The organism is Gemmatimonadaceae bacterium (assembly GCA_036003045.1).
Lineage (GTDB): Bacteria > Gemmatimonadota > Gemmatimonadetes > Gemmatimonadales > Gemmatimonadaceae > JAQBQB01.
The window spans coordinates 58,605-83,230 of sequence record DASYSS010000028.1; the positions used below are offsets into that span (position 1 = coordinate 58,605).

The following is a 24,626-nucleotide window of genomic DNA, read 5'->3' on the forward strand; positions in this document are numbered from 1 at the left end:
GCACTCTCCGAAACTGGGTGGAGACCGGGATCTGCACGCGGGCGATCGACGACTCGGTCCCGCCGAGCCGAGCTGGTTCTAGTCGCCATTCTACCAGAGTATTCAATCTCGTCTGGTAGACTGTCAACTAGAAGGTTTCGCGCGCCGGAGCTTCCATCCGCCAGACGGCCCACGTCTTCGGCGAGCGGGCGCTCGGTCACTTTGAAGCCGCGCTGGGGCCCTCCCGGTATCGCTATCGTCGGCCCCCCTATCGTCGGGTCCAGCCGTGACGGAATTTGGACATCGGATAACTGGACGAGTCGATGCTCGTCACGCCAGAAAATGCCGCACTCGAGTCGCGCGTACGATCGCGGAATGGATTACTCCGGGCTGTCGCTTGCCGAAGTGAGCGCCGAGCTGCGGAACGTCGCGCGAGATGCGCGGTCGACTTTTGGCGACCTCGACGAAGGCCAGCTCAACTGGCATCCAGGCGATGCCGGGTGGAGTGTCGCGCAGTGCTTTTCCCATCTCTTCACTGGAAATCGCCTGGTACATCGCGCCGCGCAGGACGCCACCGAACGGCCGGCACACTCCGTATGGCAGCGGCTACCTCTTCTACCGCGGCTCTTCGGCAAGTTGCTGGTCCGTTCTCAGGGTCCGGCCTCGAAGTGGAAATTCACCGCACCGACGAGAGCGAGGCCCACCGGGGCCGACATTCCTCGAAGCATCATCGAGCAGTTTGCCAGCCAACAGGTCGACGCTGCGCAGTGGATGGAAACGGTCGACGAACGTCACGCGGCCCGCTCGATCATGATTTCACCGTTCGTTCGATTCGTGACGTACAGTGTCCTGGACGGGTGCCGGCTGTTGGCCGCTCACGATCGCCGGCACTTCGAGCAAGCACGTCGCGTGCTGTTGATGCGTGAGTTTCCGATTCCCTCGGAAGAGACGGGTGGTCGCTCCGACAATGGATCTCGCCACACTTGACGTGCGCACGCGGGCGCGCTGGCGGCGTTGGCTTTCGACCCACCACGCGTCGAGTCAAGGCATTTGGCTTGTTCGACACAAGCAGCATACGGGCGTCGAATCGATGCCGTACGACGACCTCGTGTGCGAAGCGCTTTGTTTCGGGTGGGTCGACAGCCTGATCAAACGCCTGGACGAGGACCATTACGCGATCAAAGTGACGCCGCGCAAACCGACGAGCAGATGGTCCGACTTGAACCGCGACCGCTGGAAGCGGCTCAAAGAGGCTGGTCTTCTCGCGGCACCGGGACTCGCGGCGGCTCCGACGAGCAACAGCTACGCTCCGCGTCCACGGGTGCCGGTGCTGCCGGTCTACATCGCGAAGGCATTCAAGGCGAACGCCAGGGCGTGGCGAAGCTTTCAGGCGCTCGCCGCGACACATCGGCGCGATTTTGTCGTCTGGATTCACGTCGCCAAACGCCCGGAGACGCGGGAACGGCGCATTCGTGAGGCGATCGAGCTACTCTCGGCGGGAAAGAAACTCGGTTTGAAATGAGCGGCCGACCGGAGACCTGGCCATCGTCACCGCGAGATCGCTCCCATCGTGCCCTTCTCGCGCTTGGTGAGAAAACTCAAGTTCAAGCGCATGGTCGGTGAGTTCAAGGGCTTCCCGAGATATCTCTCATCGAGTACCTCTTTCACACGCTCGCTCTTCACAACGGGCGAAAGATCATCCGCGCCGAGGAGTTGTCGGGCGTTCACTGGGCCACGGCGCACAATGTGGAGGAAATGATTCCCGGTCGCCTGTACCATCCTGTGAGGGACCGCGCATCGCACGCGATCTATGGCGAACAGCTGGCCGCGCGCTCCTGATTCAACCGATACGTCTCCGAGGTCAACGCACATGGCTGAAAAGAGGACCGCAAAGAAGGCGACGCATAAGACCGCCAGGAGCAGCACGGCGAACGATCGCGGGCGCGGGGGAACGTCGAAGGGGTTTACGGCCGAAGAGCGAGCAGCGATGCGGGAGCGCGTCAAGGAGCTCAAAGCGAGCGGCGGAAAGGAAGACGACGAACGCGCGGTGCTCGAGAAGCTGGCCGCGATGGCGCCGGCCGATCGCGCGCTGGGCGAGCGGATCCACGCCATCATCAAAGCGAACGCGCCGGATCTGGCGCCAAGGCTCTGGTATGGGATGCCCGCCTACGCGAGAGACGGCAGCGTCGTCTGCCACTTCCAGGACGCGAAGAAATTCAAGACGCGGTACGCGACAATCGGCTTCAGCGACAAGGCAAAGCTCGACGACGGGCACGTGTGGCCGGTCGCGTTCGCGCTCACGCAACTGACCGCGGCGGACGAAGCGCGAATCGTCGCGCTGCTCAAGAAAGCGGTCGGCTGACGCCTGGACGACCGAGCGGCACCATCACCCGTCAAAGGGGCGTTTTTTGCATACGAGCACGCCAGGATTTCGAACCGGCGAACCGGACTGAGGGGCGCAGAATCCCTGCTCCCGCCACCCCGAACGCGCGTCTCGAGGAAAGGCGGTATCGCGTGCGTGTTCTTTCGATGCGAGTCTCCGCGCATGGCGCCGTCGCTGCTCTCGGCGTCATGGTCGCGGCGTGTAGGCACCAGGCGCCACCTCCCACGCCGGTCCCCACGGTTAGTCTGGCACTACGCGTTGTCGACTCGACCGGCTCCGCGCAACCGCTTCTCGCGGTGCGCGTGCGACTGATCGGGCCGCTCCCGCAACAGGACACGGTCGCGTGCAGCGACTCGACGCGGCAGTCAGTCCTGTTCATCGCACGCGTTCGGCCCGGCCGCTATCAACTCGTTTTGAGGCGGACCGGATACGAAGGACGGACGGTGTTGGTTGACGTGGCGCAACACCAGACGGATACCGTCACCGTCGGGTTGCGCGCCCTCTCGCGAGACGTGAACGGCCCGCTGGAGACCCTGCCGGCTGTCGCTCGCTGCGCCGCCCGTTCGTAGAGACCGGCGTCCGCGAGCACCCTCATATTGCAGCTTGCGTAGCGAGAGTCGGTAAACCCGGCCGTGCTGGGCAGTGACGACTCCGACGCAGCGGCCCGACTCGACGTCACGCGTGCGCATGGCCGTTCTCAAGCCACAGTGCACGAATCCACTGAAGCCTTGACGAGGCTCGACGGCGTCGCGCGGATCACGGCGATCGAGCGCCGCTGCGACGCCGTTCGGCCTCCTCCAGCCAGGTGGCCATTTTTTCATCAGACTTGCCGTAGCGCGCCCAGCCGACGGCGTTGCTGTTCCACCGGTAGTCCTTGATGCTCATGTCGATGCCGCGATCGATGAGGAATTGCATCGCTACGTAGTCGTCCTCGAAGACGAGCGTGTGCAGGATGCTCGCCGGCTCGTGCGAGTTCCATCTGGTGTTGATGTCGGCGCCGTGCGCGAGGAGAACGTCCGCGACGTCGAAGTGGTGGTTGAGGACCGAGTACGCGAGCGCCTCGTCGAGCGTGGCCTGTGGTGTACGTGAATTCTCACGGAACCATCGCTCCACACGCGCGAGGCCGCCCGTGCCGGCCGCGGTCGGCAGATCGTCGGGCAGCGGCCAGATCCGCGTGAGCAGCGGAATGAGATCGGGGTGGGCGTACGTGAGCGCGAACTCGATGGCCTGCGATCGCGGCGGCGGGTGGCTCCGCAGAATCGCGGGATTCAGATCGAATAGAGCGATGACAAACGGCTCGCGGCCGATAACCGCCGCGTTCTCGATCAGGCCGCGCTGAAAATCCACGTAGTCGTCACCGAGCAGCCACGCGTTCTGCCGCAGCCCGCCGACGAATTCCGCCATCTCGCCGTCGTGAAGGGCGTTGCGGACCCGGCCCATGACAAACTTCCTCCAAGGGCCGATCGGGACTGGGTCGCGATCCAGCGGCGTTTTTTCGATCAACTGCTTGATGAACGCCGCGCGGCCCGGACCTTGATCGACGTGTTCGCCCAGTTCCGCGTCGAGCGCGATGGCGCGATCCAGCAAGAGAACCGCGGCCGCCTCATGGTGTAGCCGGCAGGCGGTGATGAATGCGTCGTTGACGATGGTCGGATCGGTTGCATTCTCATCGAGCGCGGCGCGAACAGCGTCGACGTCGCCGAGGGCTGCGCCGAATTTGAGCGTGGGCGGGAGCAGCCCTTTGCGCCGAAACAGCTCCAGCAGGCCTTTCGCACGAGAAACGATCAGCCCATCGACAACCTTGGGCGTCACGACCGCACCCGCGTCGATGAGCAGCTCGGCGCTCGCCGCCCGCGTGAACCACCGCTCCCTCTCCTCGCCGAATGCGTCGCCGTACGCGCCGGTCGCGAATCCGAGCAGGCCGTCGTGGTCGGCGTCGCCTTGCCAAGACAACAGCGCCGGAGACTCGGCCAGCAACTGTTTGACGCGTTCGACGTCGTTGTTGTGAATGGCGCGCTTGGCTTCCGTCGCGGCCCACTCGAGACCATTGCCCGTGCGGTTGCTCACTTCGGCCGCGAGGTCTTGCCAGCCCGCGTAGCCGTACTCGCGCGCGATCACGAGTTGGGCGTTCCGTTGCGTCAGCGGCGGCTCGGCGCGAGGCAGGTGCGCTCGCACACGCGCGATGGCGGCGGCATCACCGGCGGCGACGGCGCGCGCGAGTTGCTTCGCCTGTTTTCGGAGGGACTCGAGCGAGGGCCGAGCGGGGAGCGACTTCATTGTGACCTCCTTTCATGAATCGCCTGTACCCCGCTGAAGCCAGGCTGAAAGAAGGTGCACTGCGCACACGACTCAGGCCGAATCAGGTGGGAATTATTCCCTTGCCGCGGGTGGGTGGCGCCCTGTCAGCGCGCTATCCGCAGTATCGAGCGGCCCGCCGTCGATGTCAACCGCGACTGCGGAGGTGGCGTCGTTCGAGCGACGCGATTCAATTGATGCGCTCTCAGTGATGCGCTCGCAGCGTCGTGATCTCCTGATCTCACGGTCCAATGACGGAAACTTTCGCGATCATTCCCGGTCAAATTCGCGGCGTGTGGGTATTCCTGCTGCTCCTGTTGCCTCTCGTCGCGATCCTCGGCGCCGGCGGCGCGCTGACACTTTCGCTCATTGGCGCGCGGAACGCGCGGTTCGAGGTCTCCGCGTCCGGTCTCCGTCTTCGCGGCGACTTGTACGGTCGCATGGTGCCGGCGGCGTCGCTGCAACTCGATCAAGCGCGCCCCGTCGACCTGACTCGCGATCGCGATCTCCAACCCGTTCGTCGTTCCGTCGGAACGGCTCTGCCGGGCTATCGATCCGGCTGGTTCTCTTTGCGAAACGGACAGCGCGCGCTTCTCTATGTGACGGACCCGTCGCGCGTCGCCTACGTGCCCACGCGGGACCGGTACGTGATTCTGTTGAGCGTCGCGGATCCGGCGGCGTTGATCGCCAGACTGCGACGCTCCCAGCAGCGGCCTTGGTCGTCTCGACCATGAATCCGACTCGTGGAATCGCCGAACGGGGGGAGGCGAACCAACCGACCGAAACGCCTGCTCGAAACACGAGCGGCGCGGTCATCGATTGGCTGCTCGACTCCGATCCGTCGATTCGCTGTCAGGTGCTACGCGATCTCTCCCGGGCGCCGGCGGATATCGTCACGGCCGAGCGATCGCGCGTTGCCTCCGAGGGCTGGGGCGCGATGCTGTTGCAGCAGCAACGGGAGGACGGCCAGTGGGGTGATGGAATCGCCACGCCGTTCTGGTGGACGAACATGTACACGCTGGTTTGGCTCCGCGACCTGGGGATCGACCCCGACAGCCCGCCGGCGCGCCGCGCGATCGATCGGGTTCGAGAACGGGTCACGTGGGGACCGGAGTTCGGCAACTCGCCCTTGTTCGAGGGCGAGGTCGAACCGTGTATCAACGGCCGCGTCGTGGCGCTCGGCGCCTACTTCGGCGTGCGCAGCGACGGACTCGTCGACCGGTTGTTGAGCGAGCAGCTCGACGACGGCGGCTGGAACTGCGAGGCGGAGCGCGGATCGGTACGCTCGTCGTTTCATACGACAATCTGCGTGCTCGAAGGCCTGTCGGCGTTCGAGTCGGCGTTCGGCGTCGCGCCGTCGGTGGCCGCTGCTCGAGCGCGAGCGCACGAGTATCTCCTCGAGCGTCGGCTGCTCCGGCGTTTGTCGACCGGCGAAATCATCGAACCGTCGTGGACACGGTTTTCATTTCCGCCGCTCTGGCACTACGACATCCTTCGCGCGCTCGACTACCTCCGCGCGGCTGGTGTTCGGCCGGATGAGCGCATCAACGGCGCGGTCGCGATCGTCGAGCGCGTGCAGGACAATGGGCGGTGGGCGCTCGACGTTCGGCACCAAGGCACGCTCTACGAAGAGCTCGCCGGCGCCGTCGGCGCGCCCAGTCGCTGGATCACGATGCGCGCGTTGCGCGTGCTCGACTGGCAGTCGCGTCGAACGTGATATGCGAATCGCCGCTGGGGCTCGCCGAACGTCGCGGTACGCGACCTGCTCGCGACACCAACCACCGGCTGGAACTTCGCGGCGCCGTTGACGCTACAACGTCAGCGCGAGTCGACGTAATGGCGGGCGCTGAAGGTCCTCCGGCGATGGCGATCTCGACCGTCCACTCAACGAAGCGCGGTTCGATGGCGACGAGCCTCAGCGATTCGCAAAGCATTCGGGCGCGACGCGTGCCCGTAAGACGAATCGCCACCAGGACGGCGCTCGTCGTCCTGTTCACGGCCTGGATCATTTCCCTCGTCGCTTACTTCGACACCTTCCTCAACGCGGCGACCCTCCCCCGGACGCTCGTCCCGCACAACCCGGTAGCCGCGGCTGCGCTCCTCGCGAGCTTGGCTCTAACGCCGATCGTGCTCATCGCGTCGATTCTGCCACTCGGCGGCCTGCTCGCGCTCACAAGGTTTTGGCTGCCTGTCGACGATCGGGCGACGCTCGGCCTGTTGACCGGTGCGTGGATCGTGACGCTGGATGTCGCGACGCTCGGCGACCGGTATCAGTTTTTCCGCGGCGGAGCGCTCGCTCCGCTGTTGGGCACCCTGATCTCGACGGGCGGGCTTCGAATCGTGATCACCGCGGCGCTCAGGCGGTGGAACGTCCAGTCGCGCGCCCGCTAAGCGGTGTTCTACATCGGGTTCAAGTCCGGCCCTCGAGTTGACGGGGAGGGATGGCGCCACGCCGTCGGCGGCATCGAGCTCGGACCAGATTCGGATAGCTTCTACGCCGATCTCGCCGCGTGGACGCTCGCGGACTACGAGGCGCAATGGCGCGAGGGAATCGCGCGGCTAGCCGCGGGAGAGCGCTCGAGTGCGCTGGTCACGTCCTACGGAGGGCCCACGGCCGCCTTTCACTGGATGTGGCCCATGTGGCGCGTGGACGACAAGGTGGTATTCCACGAACATTTGGTTCCCGGCGAGGCCGTGACCGAACCGCACGTCGCCGCTCACTTCTACGCTGCAGTCGGCGAACGCCGAACTCGCAGCGACGACGGCGAGCCGGTTTCGGAGTGGGCGGTTCCCTTCTCGGACGTCCTGACCTTTTTGGCGGACTCATAGCGCGGAACGGTCGCTGGGGGCAGGGACTGAGAACGCGTAGTGGCCTCGCCATGAGCACGAACCGCCGTCGCTGGAGTGCGCGAGAGGCCGGGGGCGAGTAGCGTAAAGGAAGACCCGAGCCAAGCCAAGGACGACGCACATGAAACGCACTGCGAACGCCCGCTTCGCCATCAAGAACTGGGACGAGAAGCCGTACAGCGAAGGTCCGGAGTTGCCGAAGCTGACTCGCGCCAGCGTGAGCAAGACGCTCACCGGCGACATCGAAGGCGAGGGCCACGTCGAGTATCTCATGATGTACCGGAGCGACGGCACGGCGACGTTCGTGGGCCTCGAGCGAGTGAACGCGCGAATCGACGGCAAGAGCGGATCCTTCGTGTTACAGCGCAACGGCGCGTTCGAGGGCGGCCAGGCGAAGGAGACCTACACCGTCGTGTCGGGCTCGGGAACGGGCGAACTGCGCGGACTCGCGGGCGAAGGGTATACCTCCGTCGGACACGGCATGGAACATCCGTTCACGCTCAGCTACGAGCTGGAATGACGCGGCGGACCTAGAGGGCGATCGCAGTTGCCCGTCGATGGCGACGAGAGTCTCTGTTTTTGCCTCTCTCTATCCACCGGATACACACCTTTCAAAACGAATGGACCGGATCTGGCGCTTTGCGGCGGTCGTCGTCGCGATCATGCTCGTGCTCGGTGGACTCAGCACCGTCGTCCTCGCGCGGTGGGTGACGCTCGTGCTGGCGTTGTCGCTCTGGGTCGTTTCGTCCGCGCCTGGCCAATCGAGCCTCTCTCCCGATTCGATTCGCCGGCTCGCCCCGTCGGCCTTCCCAAAGCTGCCGATCGAAATTCGCCGCGATCTCGAGACGCGCGGCTGCCGCGTGCCGCAGCCTTGGGACGAAACCACTTCGGCCAATGTGATTCACGGTTCGTTCACTACCGCGCGCGCGAACGAGTGGGCCGTGCTCTGCTCCGCGCGAGACACTTCACAGATCCTGGTGTATCGAGCGGGAGGCGGTACCGCCATCGACTCGTTGCAGAGAGCGGCGGACCTCGGGTGGATGCAGGGAGTTGGCGGAGTTCGCTGGGGTTATTCGCGTCTTCTTCAGGTTCGGCCCCTGCGAATGATTCGCGCGTGGAGGCACGACATCGACGGACACACGATTCCGCAGCCCGTCGACCACGACGCGATCGAACAGGCATTCGAGGGCAAAGCCGCCGAAGCCTTCTACTTCGCCGCGGGCCGGTGGCATCGACAAGTTACGGCCGATTGAATTCGGGCTTCGACATCGAGATGAGCGCGCCCAGATCGCTGAAACGAGCGCGGGCCTCGCCCCGTATGGGTTACCCATAGGTCAACCCAGAGGCCACCATGAGCTCGATCCAAAGCAGGACCATCGGCGTGCTGCTGTTGATCGCCAGCGTCGGCTATACCGGGATGAGCGCGGCTTACATCGGGTTTCCGTCGTACGTGGCCAGCGTGGATCGCATCGGGATGATTCTCATCCAAGGCGAGTTGGCCGCCGTCCTTGGCTGCTCGTCGTCGGCGCGCGACGGGTGAGCCCGTCTCAGGTCAGCGCGGCCCCTCCCATGAACGACCGCGCCCCGGCGGTTGGCTCGTGCCGGTCAGGTCGACGTATGTTGCTGAGATGAGCCGCCAATCTTCGGAACGGGTCACCGATCAGACGTCTCTCACGGCGACGGACCTCGGGGCATCGCTGACGGTGGCGAGCGTTTCCCGCAGTCGCGATTGGTATCGCGAAGTCCTCGGCTTCACCCTCGATCGAGAGTTCGAGCGCGAGGGCAACCTCTTTGCGGCGTCGATGCGCGCCGGCGCCGCTCGAGTCTTGCTGACCCAAGACAACGGCGCGAAGGGCGAAAACCGAACCAAAGGCGAAGGATTCTCCCTTCAGTTCACGACGCAGGGCAACGTGGACGCGATCGCCGACCGCGCAAAGGCGGCTGGAGCCACTTTGGATACGGAGCCGAGCGATGTTTGGGGGCAAAGAGTATTTCGGCTTCGCGACCCCGACGGCTTCAGGCTCGTGATCTCGTCACAGCGCGAAGGCGATCGCTAGACTATCTTTCAACTATGAGCATCACACTCCACTCCTCGCTGCGCGTGCCGAGCATGCGTCGCGCCCGGGCCACGTCGGTTCCGAGGCGAGCGGTGTAGTGCGCGCGTAAGCCTTTCAGGTTCCGCAACCGGCCCCAGGTCTCCGACTTGGGGCCTTTTTCGTTTTTCAGAGGCGATCCATGACCAAACCGATCTATGTGACGACGACGATACCCTACGTGAACGCCCCGCCCCACATCGGCTTCGCGCTCGAGCTGGTGCAGGCGGACGCGCTCGCGCGATACAACCGTCTGCTCGGGCGCGACGTGCGGCTGCAAACGGGCACCGACGAGAACGCATTCAAGAACGTCCTCTCGGCGCAGCAGCGTGGAATCGACGTGCGACAGTTGGTCGACGAGAACTCTTCCCGTTTTCAGCGACTCACCCGGGTCCTCGACGTTTCGGTGGACCGCTTTCAGCGCACGACGGACCCGGCCCACCGGCGCGCGGTCGAAGATTTCTTCGCGCGCATTCGGTCCGATGACCTCTTCGTCGACGAATATCGTGGCCTGTATTGTCCCGGGTGCGAGGACTTCTATCTCGAAAGCGATGGCATCGACGGTTGTTGTCCTGAGCACGGCACGCCACTCGTCGAAATCGCCGAGCGAAATCACTTCTTTCGCCTGAGCGCGTATCAGTCGCGGTTGCGCGACCTGATTTCGTCGCGGCGAATTCACATCTTGCCGGCGGCGCGCGAAGCCGAGGTACTCGGGTTCATCGCGCGAGGTCTCTCCGACATCTCGATCTCCCGGGACGCAACGCGGTCACAAGGTTGGGGTATTCCCTACCCCGGCGATTCGTCGCAGGTCGTGTACGTGTGGATCGAGGCGCTGATCAACTACCTGTCCGGCCTCGGCTTTCCCGATGACGGCGCGATTCGTTGCTGGGACACGGCGGCCAAGTGCCACGTGATCGGCAAGAACGTCTGGAAGTTCCACGCGGTGTATTGGCCGGCGCTGTTGTTGTCCGCGGGACTCGAGCTTCCTGATCGAATCATCGTTCACGGTTTTCTGACGAACGAGGGACGCAAGATCAGCAAGTCGGCCGGAGACGCCGTCGATCCCGTGCTGTACGTCGACGACTTCGGTGCCGACCCGATTCGCTACTTTCTGCTGCGACACGCACGTCCATTCGAGGACTCGGATTTCTCTGTCGAAAGACTGACGGCGGCCTACAACGCGGACCTGTCCAACGGTCTGGGCAACCTCACGTCCCGGCTCACGGCGCTCTGCGAAAGCGCAAACGTTCCGGGATTCGCGTCGCCGGCGCGTGAGCCGCCGCACAGATTTCACGAACACGTCGAGTCGTTCCGCTTCGACCTCGCGCTGGCCCTGTTGTGGGGCGAGATCACGGACCTGAATCGCGAGTTGGGCGCGGCGCGACCGTGGGATGACATAAAGGCCGGACGACTCGCCGAAGCACGAGTTGGGCTCGAGCCCGTGGTCGCGCGTCTGTCGACGGTCGCTTACTGGCTGTCGCCATTTCTTCCGTGCACTGCGCAACGGGTTCAGGATCAGTTGGCGGCGCGGTCGATCAGGCGATCGGAGCCCTTGTTTCCCCGGCGCCGCGTGACAACCGGAGGGCATTCGGGATAACGTTGTCGCGTGCGGAAAACGACCCTCCTTTTCGGACTGCTCGGCGGTGGGCTCATCGCGCTGCTCAAGCTCATCGAGTATCGCTTCCTCGTCGTCGAGCACTCGCTCGAGATCTATGGCGGGCTGGTGGCATTGGTCTTCTCGGCGCTTGGCATCTGGCTCGGCCTCAAGCTCACGCGCGCCCGACACGCGATCGCGCCGGCCCAACCGGCCGCGGCTGCGCCGGCGCAGGCTGCCTTCGTCGTCGATAGAACGCGGCTCGAGGCGCTCGGGATTACCCCCCGCGAGCACGAGATTCTTGGCCTGATCGCCGCTGGGCTGAGCAACCGCGAGATCGCCGAGCGGCTGTTCGTCAGCGAGAACACGGTGAAGACGCATTCAAGCCGACTATTCGAAAAGCTGCAGGCGAAACGCCGAACGCAGGCCGTCCAACTGGCGAAAGAGGCCGGATTGATCGCCTGAAAGGATGATTTTCGCGGACCCGCTGCAAAATCACCCGTTCGGGTGACGCGCAGAATCGGGCTTGGACATATGGTGCCGCGCGGTTCCACCCTTTTCCCGCGCAAGGAGCGCTGATCCTGTGAAGAAAACCGTCTGGAAGTTCGGGCTGATCTCCGGGGCGATCATCTCCGCCCTGATGCTCGTCACGCTCCCCCTCGAGGACCGGATCGGTGAGCACAGCCTCACGGTCGGTTACACGACCATGGTGCTCGCATTCCTGTTGATCTACTTCGGAATTCGCTCTTACCGCGACAACGTCGGCGACGGCTCGATCGGGTTCGGACGTGCGTTGGCCGTCGGGTCGCTCATCGCGGTGATCTCGAGCGTTTGCTACACGGCCACCTGGGAAGTCGTCTACTTCAACTTCATGCCGGACTTCATGACCAAGTATCAGGCGCACGAGATCAACAAGGTCAAAGCCAGCGGGGCCAGCCAAGCGGTGATCGATCAGCGCGCGGCTGAGATGCAGCGAATGGCCGAGTTGTACAAGAATCCCGCCTTTAACGCGGCGATGACGTTCATCGAGCCGCTGCCTGTAGGATTGGTGATCGCGCTCGTGTCGGCCGGTGCGCTGCGACGGCGCCGCTCGGCCGCGGACGGCGCATCGGGAGTGCTCGCGACCGGATGACGGCGTGAGACGCGGCCGACGTCACTCTATCGACGCTCGAAACTGCCGAAGCACTTCGTCCATCGGGTCGACGCGAAACAACCCGGCGCGTGGATGCTCGAGCTCGATGATGACGTAGGTCGCGCTCGCGACCGTGGCGGCAATGCCGAGCATTGCGAAATTGATGATCGGCGGATGCATCTGGAAAGCCATGCGCTCCATGTCTACGTCGCCGAACATTTCGTTCATCGCGGGAAGCAGCAGCACGCGCGCGCTCTCACCCGTGGAAGTCGTGCACGCCGCCACCGCGGTGGAGAAGAGCTCGCTCTCGGCGCGTTGCAATTCCGGACTCGAGCCGAGCAACACGCTGCTGTTCGAGGAACCGTAGAACGCCATCAATGCGTCCATGTAACGCCGAAAACCGCGGCGAACCGCCGGCTGCTGATCGGCGGGGAGAAGACTCACGCGAAGCCACGCGGTGCTCGCGGCGTTCTGCTGCTGAGCGACGAGTTGTCGTCTGTGTTGGAATCGGTCGGCAGCGCCGGAAAACATGAATCCGATGAGCAACGCGAGCAGACCGTACACGGCGCCTTCCACCACGCCGACACCGGCGCGCGCTTCCGGGCCCAACGCCAGGCGACGCCGGCCCAGGCGGCGCCCGATCTCGAGAAAACAAAGCATCCCGAGGAACAGCGCGAAGGCGAGTGCAATGCTGGCAACGACGAATGGCATGCGGGCCGCGCTCGGCTCCTCTACGAGGCGCGAGCAGGCGAGTCTGGGCGGCAGCGGCGACCGGAGTGGACGTTGGTCCAAGGTGCGACGCACATTGTCTCTTCCGACGGCCCTCGCGGGTTCGTCGTGCGCCGCGTCCGCCGCGACCCGCCAATACCGTCTCTTCTCCATGCCTCCCGAATTCAAGGATCGTTACGCCAAGGATTTTCTCGTCGGATGGCGCGCCATGGACTTCAACGGTCACATGGCGAACACCGCCTACCTCGACCTCGCCGCCGACGTGCGGTTGGCGTTTCTCGCCGACCACGGCTTTCCGCCGACCGAGCTGCGACGGCTCGCCATCGGGCCCGTGATCCGCAAGGAAGAGCTGGAGTATTTCCGGGAGGTCAACCTCCACGACACCGTGACGGTTACCTATGCGGCGCTCGCGTCGAGCCCAGACGGTGCCCGCTTCGTGATCGAGAACGAGATCTGGTCGGCCGCGGGTGAGCGGGCGGCGACGGTCCGCTCGACCGGCGGGTGGCTCGACCTCCGTACGCGAAAGCTCGTCACGCCTCCGCCCATCCTTTTGGCGGCCCTACAGCACCTGCCGCGCGCCCCCGGATTCATCGAGCTCCCTTTGCCGACTGCGAAGACCGGATAGGCCCGCGACTTGCCGAGTCCGCCCGCAGAATTATTTGGCTCGACCGAGGGGAATGCAGGCCCGACGCGTGCGGAAGGGGAAAACAGAGGCGTGGCACCTCAGACGGCGGACGAGCTCGCCAATGTGGAATCGAGACGGGTGAGAGCGCCCTCAGAGCCGCCCAATCCCGGCGTCGCCGAGGTTCTCGCGCACGGTGGAGAAATGGGCGCGTTGATGCGCACCATCGATTGGGCCAGCACGCCCCTCGGTCCAGTCGACGCATGGTCGCCGACTCTCAAGACGATGGTCCGCTTCCTCCTCGCCAATCGCTTTCCGATCCTCCTTTGGTGGGGCCCGGACTACATCAGCCTTTACAACGACGCCTATCGGCCGATTCTCGGCGCGAAACATCCGCGGTCGATGGGCCAGCCCGTTCGCGAATGCTGGTGGGAGATCTATGACGTCATCGGTCCCCTCATCGACACGCCGTTCCAGGGTGGGCCGGCGACTTGGATGGATGACATTCTCCTCGAGGTGAAGCGGCACGGATTCGCCGAAGAGACGCACTTCACGATCGCGTACAGTCCGGTTCCGGATCCGACGGCCGACCGAGGCATCGGCGGCGTCATCGCCACCGTTACCGAAACGACCGAACAAGTCATCGCCGAGCGACGCGTGCTCGCGTTGCGAGACCTCGGCACGCAGTCGATCATGGAAGCACGCACGGTCGAACAGGCGTGTGCGGCGGCGGCGGACGTGCTGTCGAAGCACTCGCGAGACATTCCGTTCGCACTGATCTATCTGCTCGATCCAGACGGCAAGCGCGTCCGCCTTGCCGGCGCGATGGGAACGGCGGCAGGCGGCGCGATCAGTCCGGAGACGATCGACCTCGGCGACGCGGCGTCGGACCCCATGGGTTGGCCGATTCGCGAGGCACTCGAGGCGGAGGCTCTGCACATCGTCGAGCACCTCGGCGCTCGCTTCCGGGACATACCTCCGGGCCCATGGTCCGACCCGCCGCACACCGGCATCGTGGCGCCGATCGCGTCGAACATCGCGCACCGGCCGGTCGGCGTGCTCGTCGCCGGCGTGAGCCCGCGCCATGGATTCGACGAGCAATACGCGACGTTCTTCGAGCTCGTCGCGAGGCAGGTCTCGACGGCCGTCGTAAACGCGCGCGCCTACGAGGACGAGAAGCGGCGAGCGGAAGCGCTCGCCGAGTTGGACCGCGCCAAGACCGCCTTCTTCTCGAACGTGAGCCACGAGTTTCGCACACCGCTCGCGCTGCTGCTCGGTCCCGCGGAAGAAGTGCTGTCCGATCCGAAGCTGCCGGCGGGCGACCGCCGCCGCATCGAGGTGATCCAACGCAACGCGCTGCGCCTGCAACGACTCGTGAACACGCTACTCGACTTCTCGCGGATCGAGGCAGGGCGCGTCGACGCCGTGTACGACGGCGTCGACCTCGCGGCATCGACGAGGGAGCTCGCGTCGAACTTTCAGTCGGCGGTCGACGCGGCGGGGCTCACGCTCCTCATCGACACGCCGCCGGTCGGACAACCCGTGTACGTGGATCGCGAGATGTGGGAAAAGATCGTCTTGAACCTCATCTCGAACGCGTTCAAGCATACTTTCGACGGCGAAATCGCCGTGTCGCTGCACGCCGACGAGACGCACGTCGAGCTCGTGGTGCGCGACACCGGGGTCGGTATTCCGTCGAACGAGATCGCGAACGTCTTCACGCGATTCAACCGCGTGCCGAACACACGATCGCGAACGCACGAGGGGAGCGGGATCGGATTGGCGCTGGTTCAGGAGTTGGTCCACCTGCATGGCGGGACGATCACCGCGGCCAGCGACGAAGGCAGGGGAACGGCCTTCACGGTGCGCATACCGCTCGGCACCTCACACTTGCCGCAGGACAAGTTGGGCGCGGAACGTCCCCGCCCACCGGCCTCGATCGGCGCGACGCCATTCGTCGAAGAGGCGCTGCGGTGGCTGCCCGAGCGCGAACCGCCCACTGAGACGGACGGCCATTCGGCGATCGGCGACGCGCCGGACGACGCTCGTGCCGAGACAAACGGAAGAGTTCTCATCGTCGACGACAACGCGGACATGCGCGACTACGTCACGCGTCTGCTCCGAGCCCGGGGTTGGACGGTCGACGCGGTGGCCGACGGACGCACCGCGCGCGACGCCGCTCTTCGTAAGCCGCCCGATCTAGTGTTGGCCGACGTCATGATGCCCGGCCTCGATGGATTCGCGCTGCTGCACGAGCTGCGCGCAGACCAGCGGACTTCCGACGTTCCATTCATTCTGTTGTCGGCGCGCGCCGGTGAGGAAGCGCGAGTCGAAGGATTGGCCGCCGGCGCCGACGACTATCTCGTCAAACCGTTCTCGGCGCGGGAGCTCGCGGCGCGCGTGAAGGGAACGATTCACGCCGGGCAGGCGCGACGCGACATCAGACAGCGCACCGCGCAGGTCGAGACGCTGTTCAACAACGCGCCGATCGGCGTCTATCTCGTCGACGACGAGTTTCGTCTTGCCGCGCTGAATCCGACGGCGCAAGAGAGCTTCGGAGGGATTCCGGACTTGATCGGCCGGGATTTCGGCGACGTCATGCATCGGTTGCGAGCGCACGACCGCGCCGACGAAGTGGTCCGACGCTTTCGGCACACGCTCGAAACCGGAGAGTCGTTCGGCTCACCGGAGGAGCGGCTCGAACAATCGGAAAGCGGAGAGACCGCGTTCTATCAGTGGCGAATCAGCCGGATTCCGCTGGGCGACGGCCGGTACGGCGTGGTCTGCTACTTCCTCGACATCACCGGGCAGGTGCACGCGCGGCGTGACGCCGAGGCCGCGCGCGCGGCGGCCGAGAGTGCCAACAGCGCGAAGAGCGAGTTTCTGGCGGCGATGAGCCACGAGCTTCGTACTCCGTTGAACGCCATCGCCGGGTACGTGCAGCTGCTGACGATGGGCGTTCACGGGCCGCTGAGCGACGAACAGCGGCAGGTCCTGCGGCGAGTCGAAATGAGCGAGCGGCATCTGCTCGCACTCATCACCGACGTGCTGAACTTCGCGAAGATCGAGGCTCGGCGCGTGGACTACGACATCAAGCCGGTACCCCTCGCGTCGGCCGTGATCGACGTCGGCACCATGATGGCGCCTCAGCTGATGGCAAAGAACCTGTCGTTCGAGAATCGCGTCCGAAACGCAGCAGCCGTGAGGGGCGATCCCGACAAAGTTCAGCAAATCCTCCTGAACCTGCTGTCGAATGCGGCGAAGTTCACGCCGGCGGGCGGCCGCATCGTCGTCGACGCCCCGACACGTGCCGAAGGCGAGGCGCCGGCTGAGACCTTCTTCCTGCGCGTGTCGGACACTGGGCCCGGAATTCCGAGCGACAAACAGGAGGCGATCTTCGAGCCGTTCGTGCAGGTCGAGCGCGGGCTCACGCGCCCGACCGAAGGCACGGGACTCGGCCTAGCGATCAGCCGCGACCTGGCGCGCGGCATGGGCGGAGATCTGCGCGTCCGCAGCCGCGTCGGCCAGGGTTCGTCGTTCACGCTCAGCATGCCCGCGGCATAGACGCGATCAGGGCGTTCGCAGTCTCACTTTGTCGGCGGGGCGCGGCGGCAGGGTGTGCTTCACCGTCGCCATCTGCTTCATGACTTCCTGGACGGCGCGCTCGAGCTGGTTGTCCTTTCCGGCCAACACCGAGGCCGCGTCGTTTTCGATCTCGATGTCCGGATCGACGCCGTGGCCCTCGATCACCCATTGGCCGTCGGCGCTCGCCAGGGCCGACGTCGGGACGTTGATCTGACCGCCGTCGATGAGCGGCACGCCGCCGTTGATGCCGACGACGCCGCCCCACGACCGCTTGCCGACGAGCGGTCCGAGCTTGGCCTGGCGGAACATATACGGGAAGATGTCGCCGTCGCTCGACGAATACTCGTCGAGGATCGCCGCCATCGGGCCGACGAAGACCTGGTCGGGATACGTCGCGGGAATCTCGCTCGTACGAGAGTAGTTCATGCCGAGCAGCTCGCGCCGGAGACGCTCGATGAGCATTCTCGAAACGTTGCCGCCGCCGTTGGCGCGCACGTCCACGACCAGTCCTTCCTTCCGGATCTGCGGGTAGTACCATTTGATGAACTCGCGCAAACCAGGAGCGCCCATGTCCGGGATGTGGATGTAGCCTACCTTGCCGCCGCTCAACTGCGAGACGCGCTTCTGGTTGGCGAGCACCATGTCGAGGTAGTCGAGGTCCGTCTCGCTGGCGAGCGGACGGAAGGTCGTGCGGTGGCTCCCCGTGCCGTTGGCCGACGCCGCCAACGTGAGCGTCACCGGCCGGTCAGCTTTGCCGCGGAGCATTCGGTACGGATCGTCGTCGCCGCGCAGCTCGTCGCCGTCGATCGCCAGCACGTACTCTCCGACCTTCGCTTCGACGCCGATCTCGGTGAGTGGTGAACGATAGGTCGCCTCTTCGTTCTCGCCCTGATAGATCTTCGAGATCTTGTACTTGCCGCTCGCCGAATCGACGGTGAACTCGGCGCCCGGGAGCGCGACCGGCGTGCGGGCGGGAATCTGGAAATCGCCGCCGGCGATGTACGTGTGCTGCACGCTCAACTCCGAGATCATCTCCTGGATCACGTAGTTGAGGTCCGCGCGATGATCGACGTAGGCGACGAGCGGCTTGTACTGGTCGTGGAGCGCTTGCCAGTCGTAGCCGTGCATGTTCTTGGCGTAGAAGTAGTCGCGATAGCGGCGCCACACTTCGTCGAAGATCTGCTCCCACTCCTCGCGCGGCACGCGGTCCACCTGGAGTCCGTCGAGCGACACCGGCTTGCGCGTCGTCTGCGCGTTGGCGGCCACGTCGTAGACGGCGAAGCCGCCCGACGCGGCGATCAACTTCTTCTGATCGCGCGACATCGCGAAGTTGCCGGCGTTGTCGAGAATGACGCTCGCCCGCCGATCCTTGAGCGAGTAGCTCGTGAGCACCGGCCGTCGCTCGCTCGGCCGCGAGTAGAAAGGCGCGCCGTTGACGACGTACAGCAGCGCGGTCTTCGTCGCGACGAGACGTGAGATGTTGTCCGCCTCGATCGGCACGCGCGCGACGCGCGCCTCGATGCCGTCGAAATCGATTCGGATCTCTTGCGGATCCATCACTTTCGGGGCGCCCGCCTGCGTGGGAGCGGGACCGGCCGGTGGCGGGTTGGCCGCCGGGCGAGCGGCGGACGTGTCGACCGTCACCTCGTCGTTTTCCATCGGGAACGGATTCTTGACGCTCTTTCGCAGCGCGAGCGCAAAAATTCCCGTCTGACGAACGGTGGCGTAGTTGAACTCGTCCTGAGACAACTGCGGCTCGTAGAACCGGTTGCTGAGGTAGTAGAGATAGTTGCCGTCGGGATCCCACGACGGATTGAATTCGTTGAACGTCGACGGCGTGACGCGGTGCGCCTTCCCCTCGGACGCCTGCCATACGTACACGGAGGAGCTCACCTCGTCGGAGTCGGTCATGCTCCAGGCGAGGGTGTTGCCGATCGGGGCCCAGACATAGTCGCCGATTCGGCTGCCGCGATCGTGCGCGACCTCGGTCACGGTCTTGTCGGCGACACGAACGACAAAGAGTTTGCCGTCTTTGTCGCTGAACGCGATACGAGAATTGTCTGGCGACCAGCTCGGCCCGAACCGCTGCGCCTTGCCCCCGGTGGTGAGTTGGACAGGCTTGCTCGATCCATCCTCGGCCGCCACCCAGATTTCCTCTTCACCGCTCTGGTCCGAGATGTAGGCGACCTTCGAGCCGTCGGGTGACCAAGTCGGCGACCGGTCGTGCGCGCTGCTCGAGTGCGTGAGGTTGCGCGTGAAGCCATGCTCGATCGGCACAGTGAAGATGTCGCCGCGCGCCGCGAACAGCGCACGCTCACCCTTGGGGCTGAGTCCGAACGCCTCGACTTGCCCGGATGCGGAAACGCGCGACGGCCGCGTGTTGACCCCGTCGTCGGTCACCGTGATGTGGATCGGCCAGTCTTTGCCGGTCTTCGTGTCGTAAATCGACAGCTCGCCGGCCATTTCGTAGACGATCTTGCCGGTCTCCGGATCACCGCTCGGCCAACGCACGTCCCACGTCTTGCTGTGCGTGATTTGCGTGACGGCGCCCGTTGGGACGTCGTACGAGTAGAGATTGAACGTCCCGTCTTTGTCCGAGTTGTAGTAGATCTTGTTGCCGATCCAGATCGCGTCGCGCTCGGCCCGCGGCCCTTTGCTGATCGTCTTGGCCGAGTTGCTCGCAAAATCGAAGATGGCGAGGTAATTCGCCTGCCCGCCGGCATAGCGCTTCTCCGGGCGGAAGTCGCGGAACACCTTCGAGTAGACGATGCGATGCCCGTCGGGCGAATACGCGCCCGATCCGGCGAGCGGCATCGGGAGTGGAACGGCCGATCCGCCTTTGGGGCTCACCGTGTAGAGTCGCGTCTGGCCCAGCGTCCACGAGGCGCGCTGGCTCCGGAAGAGGATGCGCGATCCATCCTTCGTCCAACCATAGACCTGATTGTCGTAGCCCCACCGCTCGGCGCGTGGCGCGCCGGTCGGATACCAGGTCAGCTGCTTCGGCACGCCGCCGGTCGTCGGCACGACGTACACCTGCTCGTCGCCGTCGTACTGGCCGGTAAACGCGACCGATTTCCCGTCGGGCGAGAATTTCGCGAACACCTCGACGCCGGGATGCGTCGTGAGTCGCGTCGCCTGACCGCCGTTGACGTTGGCGAGCCAGATGTCGCCGCCGTGCGTGAACGCAACTTGGTCGCCGTGGATGTCGGGGAAGCGAAGGAGCTTCGTTTGTGCCGGCGCCGCGGAGAGCGCCGCGAGGACGACGGCCGAAGCCAGCCGGATCGAGGTGGGGAATGTCATGTGAGGAAGAGGGAGTTGGTCGTGCGCGCCCGCAAGCGGTGGGCGTGTTAGAAAGTCGTGTCGGTCACCGGTCTCCGGTCACGGGTCTCCGGCAACTGCGAGAAGCCAGAGCAAAGATCCGGTGACCCGTGACCGGCCTACGGCGCTACGCGCGCCGGCTCGATCTTCGGCAGTCCGCGGCCCTCGAGCATCTTGTTGATCTTGGGCAATTCGATCTGAATCCAGCGCTCGAAATCGTGCGAGACATCGCCGAGCTCGCGTCCGATCGCCGACGTGCGCTCGACTTGCATCTCCGAGGGAAGCCCCTCGTAGCCGACGACGCTCCCATACAGCTCCGCCAGGTTCTCGCGGAGGCGCTCTTCGCCGGTGATCATGCCGCCTTCCTTGGTAGCAACGATTTTCTTGCGCATCGTGTCCACCTGAGCCGATCCACGCTGGAGCGCGTGCAGGAGCGTGTCCATCGCCGCGAGGCCGTCGCCACGTTGGTCGAGCGAGCCGCGAACGTCGTCCATGCGATCCACGACGGATGTCATCTGGTTCAAGAGATCGTAGAGCGTCACTGCGAGTTTGAACCCTTCCTTTCGATCGGCCAGCGAGTGGGCGGCTCGCGGATCGCCGGTCACCCGAAGGGTCGTCGAATACGTCGAGTCGCCCTCGGTGAGCTTGACGGTGTATCGCCCGGGCAGGAAGCGCGGTCCGATGACGAACGCCGCCGACGCGGCCGTTGGCACCCGCGGCGGCGTCATGCGCATGGACCAGGCGGTGCGACTCAATCCGCGCCGTTTTCCCGTGGGCAGCGTCTGAATGAGCTTGCCGGTCGAGTCGAAGACCTGGAGCTTCATGTCGCCGAAGATGTGGCGCTTCTGGAGGTAGTAGGTGATCACGGCGTCGCCAGTCGGATTCGGCCCGATGAATTCGGCGTCGCCGGTCGCCCAACCGCCGAACGTCGAAAGGACCTGTACGACCGGCTTCGTCTCGACGAACGCGCCGCCGTGCGCGAGCGTCTGCGGCGTCAGCTTGCGGAGCGGCGTGATGTTGTCGACGATCCAGATGCCGCGCCCGTGCGTGGCGATGACGACATCGTCGTCGCGCGGGTGAATCGCGAGATCGCGAACCGGCACCGACGGCAGGTTGCCGCCCTTGAACCGCGCCCAGTTCTCTCCCCCGTCCACCGATACCCACAGCCCGAACTCGGTGCCGATGAAGAGCAGTTGGGGATTGACCAGATCTTCCTTCACGACGTGCGCGTAGCCGCGCACGGGTGAGCCCGGCCGAATGAGCGGCGTCCACGTCTTGCCGAAGTCGGTCGAACGATATGCGTACGGCCGCATGTCGCCGAACGTATGAAGATCGAACGTCGCGTAGATCGTGCCCGCGCTGAAGTGTCCTGGCTCGACGCTCGAGACCCACGCATTCTTCGGCAGCCCGTTGATGTTTCCGACGACGTTCGTCCACGTCTTTCCGCCGTTGCGCGTGACCTGGAGATTGCCGTCGTCCGTGCCGGCCCAGACGACCATGGAGTCTTTGGGCGACTCGCCGATCGCGAAGATCGTCGTGTGCATCTCGGCGCTCGAGTTGTCCACCGTCACGCCGCCCGACTGCTCCTGCTGTTGCTTCGTCGTATCGTTGGTGGTGAGGTCCGGCGAGATGCGCTGCCAGGTCTGCCCGTGGTCCCGCGACCGGAACAGGAACTGCGCGCCGATGTACAGGGTCCCACTCCTGGTGGGACTCATATGGATCGGCGTGTTCCAGTTGAAGCGGAGCTTCTTCTCGTTGTAGTTGGGCAGCGGCTTGATGTCGCGGATCTCGTGCGTCTTGCGATTGATCCGCCCGATGTAGCCCCCCTGCGACTCGGCGTACACGTACGTCGGATCGCTCGGATCGGCGAACATCCAGAATCCGTCGCCGCCGTAGAGGTTCTCCCACTGCCCCTTCGCGATGCCGCCGGGGAACTGCGACTCGCCGACCCACGAGCTGTTGTCCTGGAGTCCGCCGTAGACCTTGTACGGTTTGTCCATGTCGACGCTCACGTGGTAGAACTGCGAGATCGGAAGCGTCTCCGCCTTCCACCATCGGTCGCCGCCGTCGTACGAGTACCAGAGACCGCCGTCGTCGCCGACGATCAGGTGGTCGGAGTTCTGCGGATCGACCCAGACGTCGTGGAAGTCGCCGTGCGCACTGCCGGCGATGTTGCTGAACGACTTGCCGCCGTCGGTGCTCATGATGAGCGATCCGTCGGGCTTGTAGACGCGGTTCTCGTTCTTGGGATCGACGATGAGGTTGGCAAAGTAGAACGGCCGCCAGAGCATGTTCTGACTCCGGTCGCGCAATTCCCAGGTCGCGCCGCCGTCCTCCGAGCGATACAGGCCGTTCAACGGCGGCACCGCTTCGATGAACGCGTAGACGACGTTCGGCTTGGATGGCGCCACCGTGACGGCGACCCGTCCCCAGGGCTTCGCCGGTAGCCCCTTCGCGCTCTTCTCGTCGAGCTGCGTCCAGGTCGAGCCGCCATCAGTACTCTTGAATAGCCCGCTCGCGCTCGGCTTTTCCGGGCCGTCGCCGCCTGACCGGAACGTCCAGCCCTTGCGGCGGAAGTCCCACATCCCGGCATACAGCGTCTTCGGCGCCGACGGGTCCATCGTCATCAGCGAGCAACCGGTCGACGCGTTCGCACCGGCGAGCACTTTCGCCCACGTGTTGCCGCCGTCGGTCGTGCGATACACGCCGCGGTCGTCGCTGTCGCTGAACGCTTTGCCGGGGACGCACGCGTACACGGTGCTCGTGTTCGTCGGGTCGATCAGGATCTTCGCGATGTGCTCGGATTCCTTGAGACCCATGTTCGTCCACGTCTCGCCGCCGTCGCTGGACCTGTAGATGCCGTCGCCGATCGAGACGGAGTTGCGCATCCACGCTTCGCCGGTGCCGGCCCAAACGACCTTCGGGTCTTTCGGATCGATCGCGAGCGCGCCGATCGACTGCACGTCCTGTTTGTCGAACATCGGCTGGAACGTCGTTCCGCCGTTCTGCGACTTCCACACACCGCCGCTCGCCGCGCCGACGTACACGGTGAGGCGATCGCCCTCGTGCACCGCCGCGACCGACGTGACCCGGCCCGACATCGCGGCCGAGCCGATGTTGCGCGCGCCGAGACCGGAGATCGTTTCCGAGTCGGCGATCGCGGTGAGGTCTCGAGCGTGAGCCGTCGCCGCGGCCGGCGCCGGCGCCGGCAACGAAGCCGGACTCGGCCCCGCCGTGCCCGACTGCACGACGTTCTCTGCCGTGACGACCTTGTCGCCCGGCGCCGGCTTGGTGAAGCGGCGCTCCTCGAGGACCGGATTCACGGTGATGCGTTCCCATGAGATCTGCGTCTTGTCGGCGCTCGAGCTTCCCTTGGCGCCGACGGCGACGGAGAACGGAAAGAGAACGCCCTGCACTTCCTTGTAGTCGCCGAGCTCCACCTCGAACCAGCGCTCGGCCCCGCGCACCGTTCGTTTCACTTCATATTTGATCGGGACGCACGACTCGGCATCGAGATAGTACGTACGCACGTCGCCGTTGCTGGCGAGCGCCACCATCATCTTGTAGACGTCGGTCCCTTCGATCTGATCCGTGCCGACGAGCGTAACGGTGTTACCACGCGCCTTGTAATCGAAGAGCGGGTCCTCGAACTCGGCGTCCTCGACGATGCCCTTCGTTTCGTCTTCGCCAAGCGGCTCGGCGTCTTTTTTCCCGGCCCACGGCTCGATTTTCCAACCGCTCTTGCCGTCGAACGCGGTAACTCCGGTGAGCCCGCCGAAGGTGAACTCCTCTCTCACCTTGTTCGGCCGGCCGTTCTCGTACGCGACGACGGCCTCGAATCCTCCGCCGCCATAGAAGTGGCCATACCGTCGCACCGACAGCACGGCGCGGAGGCGTTGCGCTCCGCCCACCCGCTGCAGGTAGCGCGCGATGATTTCGTCGGCGGTTTGGAGCGGCTGGGCCGACGCGCGCATGCCGAGCGTGAACGAGACCGACAGAACGAGGAGGGCGAGCCGAGTGACACGGCGCATGGGACGACCTCGGTGTGG

21 protein-coding genes are annotated in these 24,626 nt (G+C 65.0%); 17 read left to right on the top strand and 4 right to left on the bottom strand.

Going from position 1 to position 24,626, the window contains the following annotated elements:
• The first annotated feature begins 321 nt into the window (after nucleotides 1-321).
• The 4 genes from VGQ44_06295 to VGQ44_06310 all read left to right on the top strand — a co-directional run bounded on the left by VGQ44_06295 (nucleotide 322) and on the right by VGQ44_06310 (nucleotide 2,931).
• Nucleotides 322-966 (top strand): DinB family protein, encoded by a 645-nt coding sequence (locus VGQ44_06295; protein ID HEV8446407.1) that lies wholly within the window; start codon nucleotides 322-324, stop codon nucleotides 964-966.
• Between the two features lie 103 nt (nucleotides 967-1,069).
• Nucleotides 1,070-1,501, top strand: coding sequence for a YdeI/OmpD-associated family protein (locus VGQ44_06300; protein ID HEV8446408.1), 432 nt, complete (start codon nucleotides 1,070-1,072; stop codon nucleotides 1,499-1,501).
• A 348-nt stretch (nucleotides 1,502-1,849) separates the two neighbouring features.
• Complete coding sequence (locus VGQ44_06305; protein ID HEV8446409.1) at nucleotides 1,850-2,341, top strand: hypothetical protein; 492 nt, start codon at nucleotides 1,850-1,852, stop codon at nucleotides 2,339-2,341.
• 317 nt (nucleotides 2,342-2,658) lie between these two features.
• Nucleotides 2,659-2,931: a hypothetical protein gene (locus tag VGQ44_06310; GenBank protein ID HEV8446410.1), complete on the top strand. Its 273-nt coding sequence runs from the start codon at nucleotides 2,659-2,661 to the stop codon at nucleotides 2,929-2,931.
• 187 nt (nucleotides 2,932-3,118) lie between these two features.
• Here the strand turns inward: VGQ44_06310 and VGQ44_06315 are convergent, their stop codons facing one another.
• Nucleotides 3,119-4,639: a hypothetical protein gene (locus VGQ44_06315; GenBank protein ID HEV8446411.1), complete on the bottom strand. Its 1,521-nt coding sequence runs from the start codon at nucleotides 4,637-4,639 to the stop codon at nucleotides 3,119-3,121.
• A 269-nt stretch (nucleotides 4,640-4,908) separates the two neighbouring features.
• Between VGQ44_06315 and VGQ44_06320 the strand changes: the two genes are divergently transcribed.
• From VGQ44_06320 to VGQ44_06370, 11 genes are all read left to right on the top strand, one after another.
• On the top strand, nucleotides 4,909-5,391 hold the full coding sequence (locus tag VGQ44_06320; GenBank protein ID HEV8446412.1) for a PH domain-containing protein: 483 nt from the start codon (nucleotides 4,909-4,911) through the stop codon (nucleotides 5,389-5,391).
• The gene (locus VGQ44_06325) at nucleotides 5,388-6,374 is read left to right on the top strand and encodes a hypothetical protein (GenBank protein HEV8446413.1); all 987 of its coding nucleotides are present in this window, start codon (nucleotides 5,388-5,390) and stop codon (nucleotides 6,372-6,374) included. Before VGQ44_06320 ends, VGQ44_06325 begins: the two co-directional genes overlap by 4 nt.
• 230 nt (nucleotides 6,375-6,604) lie before the next feature.
• On the top strand, nucleotides 6,605-7,048 hold the full coding sequence (locus tag VGQ44_06330) for a hypothetical protein (GenBank protein ID HEV8446414.1): 444 nt from the start codon (nucleotides 6,605-6,607) through the stop codon (nucleotides 7,046-7,048).
• A 3-nt stretch (nucleotides 7,049-7,051) separates the two neighbouring features.
• Nucleotides 7,052-7,486 carry a hypothetical protein gene (locus VGQ44_06335; protein ID HEV8446415.1) on the top strand — a complete coding sequence of 145 codons (435 nt, stop codon included), beginning with the start codon at nucleotides 7,052-7,054 and terminating at the stop codon, nucleotides 7,484-7,486.
• Nucleotides 7,487-7,625: 139 nt separating this feature from the next.
• Entirely contained in the window at nucleotides 7,626-8,024 is a 399-nt protein-coding gene (locus tag VGQ44_06340) for a DUF3224 domain-containing protein (protein HEV8446416.1), read from the top strand.
• Between the two features lie 100 nt (nucleotides 8,025-8,124).
• On the top strand, nucleotides 8,125-8,757 hold the full coding sequence (locus VGQ44_06345) for a hypothetical protein (protein ID HEV8446417.1): 633 nt from the start codon (nucleotides 8,125-8,127) through the stop codon (nucleotides 8,755-8,757).
• 98 nt (nucleotides 8,758-8,855) lie between these two features.
• Nucleotides 8,856-9,044 carry a hypothetical protein gene (locus VGQ44_06350; GenBank protein HEV8446418.1) on the top strand — a complete coding sequence of 63 codons (189 nt, stop codon included), beginning with the start codon at nucleotides 8,856-8,858 and terminating at the stop codon, nucleotides 9,042-9,044.
• Nucleotides 9,045-9,132: 88 nt separating this feature from the next.
• Nucleotides 9,133-9,561, top strand: coding sequence for a VOC family protein (locus tag VGQ44_06355; protein ID HEV8446419.1), 429 nt, complete (start codon nucleotides 9,133-9,135; stop codon nucleotides 9,559-9,561).
• A 178-nt stretch (nucleotides 9,562-9,739) separates the two neighbouring features.
• Entirely contained in the window at nucleotides 9,740-11,194 is a 1,455-nt protein-coding gene (locus tag VGQ44_06360) for a methionine--tRNA ligase (GenBank protein HEV8446420.1), read from the top strand.
• A gap of 9 nt (nucleotides 11,195-11,203) precedes the next feature.
• Nucleotides 11,204-11,656: a response regulator transcription factor gene (locus VGQ44_06365; GenBank protein ID HEV8446421.1), complete on the top strand. Its 453-nt coding sequence runs from the start codon at nucleotides 11,204-11,206 to the stop codon at nucleotides 11,654-11,656.
• Nucleotides 11,657-11,774: 118 nt separating this feature from the next.
• Nucleotides 11,775-12,323, top strand: a complete 549-nt coding sequence (locus tag VGQ44_06370) for a DUF4199 domain-containing protein (protein HEV8446422.1) — start codon at nucleotides 11,775-11,777, stop codon at nucleotides 12,321-12,323.
• A gap of 21 nt (nucleotides 12,324-12,344) precedes the next feature.
• Here the strand turns inward: VGQ44_06370 and VGQ44_06375 are convergent, their stop codons facing one another.
• On the bottom strand, nucleotides 12,345-13,034 hold the full coding sequence (locus tag VGQ44_06375; protein ID HEV8446423.1) for a hypothetical protein: 690 nt from the start codon (nucleotides 13,032-13,034) through the stop codon (nucleotides 12,345-12,347).
• Nucleotides 13,035-13,203: 169 nt separating this feature from the next.
• Between VGQ44_06375 and VGQ44_06380 the strand changes: the two genes are divergently transcribed.
• Together VGQ44_06380 and VGQ44_06385 are read left to right on the top strand one after the other, a co-directional pair.
• On the top strand, nucleotides 13,204-13,677 hold the full coding sequence (locus VGQ44_06380; protein HEV8446424.1) for a thioesterase family protein: 474 nt from the start codon (nucleotides 13,204-13,206) through the stop codon (nucleotides 13,675-13,677).
• A gap of 138 nt (nucleotides 13,678-13,815) precedes the next feature.
• Nucleotides 13,816-17,238, top strand: a complete 3,423-nt coding sequence (locus VGQ44_06385; protein HEV8446425.1) for an ATP-binding protein — start codon at nucleotides 13,816-13,818, stop codon at nucleotides 17,236-17,238.
• 6 nt (nucleotides 17,239-17,244) lie between these two features.
• Here VGQ44_06385 and VGQ44_06390 read toward each other — a convergent pair whose 3' ends face one another.
• Nucleotides 17,245-20,559 (bottom strand): S41 family peptidase, encoded by a 3,315-nt coding sequence (locus tag VGQ44_06390; GenBank protein ID HEV8446426.1) that lies wholly within the window; start codon nucleotides 20,557-20,559, stop codon nucleotides 17,245-17,247.
• A 137-nt stretch (nucleotides 20,560-20,696) separates the two neighbouring features.
• Nucleotides 20,697-24,608 (bottom strand): hypothetical protein, encoded by a 3,912-nt coding sequence (locus tag VGQ44_06395; protein ID HEV8446427.1) that lies wholly within the window; start codon nucleotides 24,606-24,608, stop codon nucleotides 20,697-20,699.
• Nucleotides 24,609-24,626 lie beyond the last annotated feature (18 nt).

Excerpts from the sequence above, each read along its gene's own strand:
- VGQ44_06295 (HEV8446407.1), top strand. The coding sequence starts at position 322 with ATGCCGCACTCGAGTCGCGCGTACGATCGCGGAATGGATTACTCCGGG.
- VGQ44_06300 (HEV8446408.1), top strand. The coding sequence starts at position 1,070 with ATGCCGTACGACGACCTCGTGTGCGAAGCGCTTTGTTTCGGGTGGGTC.
- VGQ44_06305 (HEV8446409.1), top strand. The coding sequence starts at position 1,850 with ATGGCTGAAAAGAGGACCGCAAAGAAGGCGACGCATAAGACCGCCAGG.
- VGQ44_06315 (HEV8446411.1), bottom strand. The coding sequence starts at position 4,639 with ATGAAGTCGCTCCCCGCTCGGCCCTCGCTCGAGTCCCTCCGAAAACAG.
- VGQ44_06320 (HEV8446412.1), top strand. The coding sequence starts at position 4,909 with ATGACGGAAACTTTCGCGATCATTCCCGGTCAAATTCGCGGCGTGTGG.
- VGQ44_06325 (HEV8446413.1), top strand. The coding sequence starts at position 5,388 with ATGAATCCGACTCGTGGAATCGCCGAACGGGGGGAGGCGAACCAACCG.
- VGQ44_06340 (HEV8446416.1), top strand. The coding sequence starts at position 7,626 with ATGAAACGCACTGCGAACGCCCGCTTCGCCATCAAGAACTGGGACGAG.
- VGQ44_06345 (HEV8446417.1), top strand. The coding sequence starts at position 8,125 with ATGGACCGGATCTGGCGCTTTGCGGCGGTCGTCGTCGCGATCATGCTC.
- VGQ44_06350 (HEV8446418.1), top strand. The coding sequence starts at position 8,856 with ATGAGCTCGATCCAAAGCAGGACCATCGGCGTGCTGCTGTTGATCGCC.
- VGQ44_06355 (HEV8446419.1), top strand. The coding sequence starts at position 9,133 with ATGAGCCGCCAATCTTCGGAACGGGTCACCGATCAGACGTCTCTCACG.
- VGQ44_06360 (HEV8446420.1), top strand. The coding sequence starts at position 9,740 with ATGACCAAACCGATCTATGTGACGACGACGATACCCTACGTGAACGCC.
- VGQ44_06375 (HEV8446423.1), bottom strand. The coding sequence starts at position 13,034 with ATGCCATTCGTCGTTGCCAGCATTGCACTCGCCTTCGCGCTGTTCCTC.
- VGQ44_06380 (HEV8446424.1), top strand. The coding sequence starts at position 13,204 with ATGCCTCCCGAATTCAAGGATCGTTACGCCAAGGATTTTCTCGTCGGA.
- VGQ44_06390 (HEV8446426.1), bottom strand. The coding sequence starts at position 20,559 with ATGACATTCCCCACCTCGATCCGGCTGGCTTCGGCCGTCGTCCTCGCG.
- VGQ44_06395 (HEV8446427.1), bottom strand. The coding sequence starts at position 24,608 with ATGCGCCGTGTCACTCGGCTCGCCCTCCTCGTTCTGTCGGTCTCGTTC.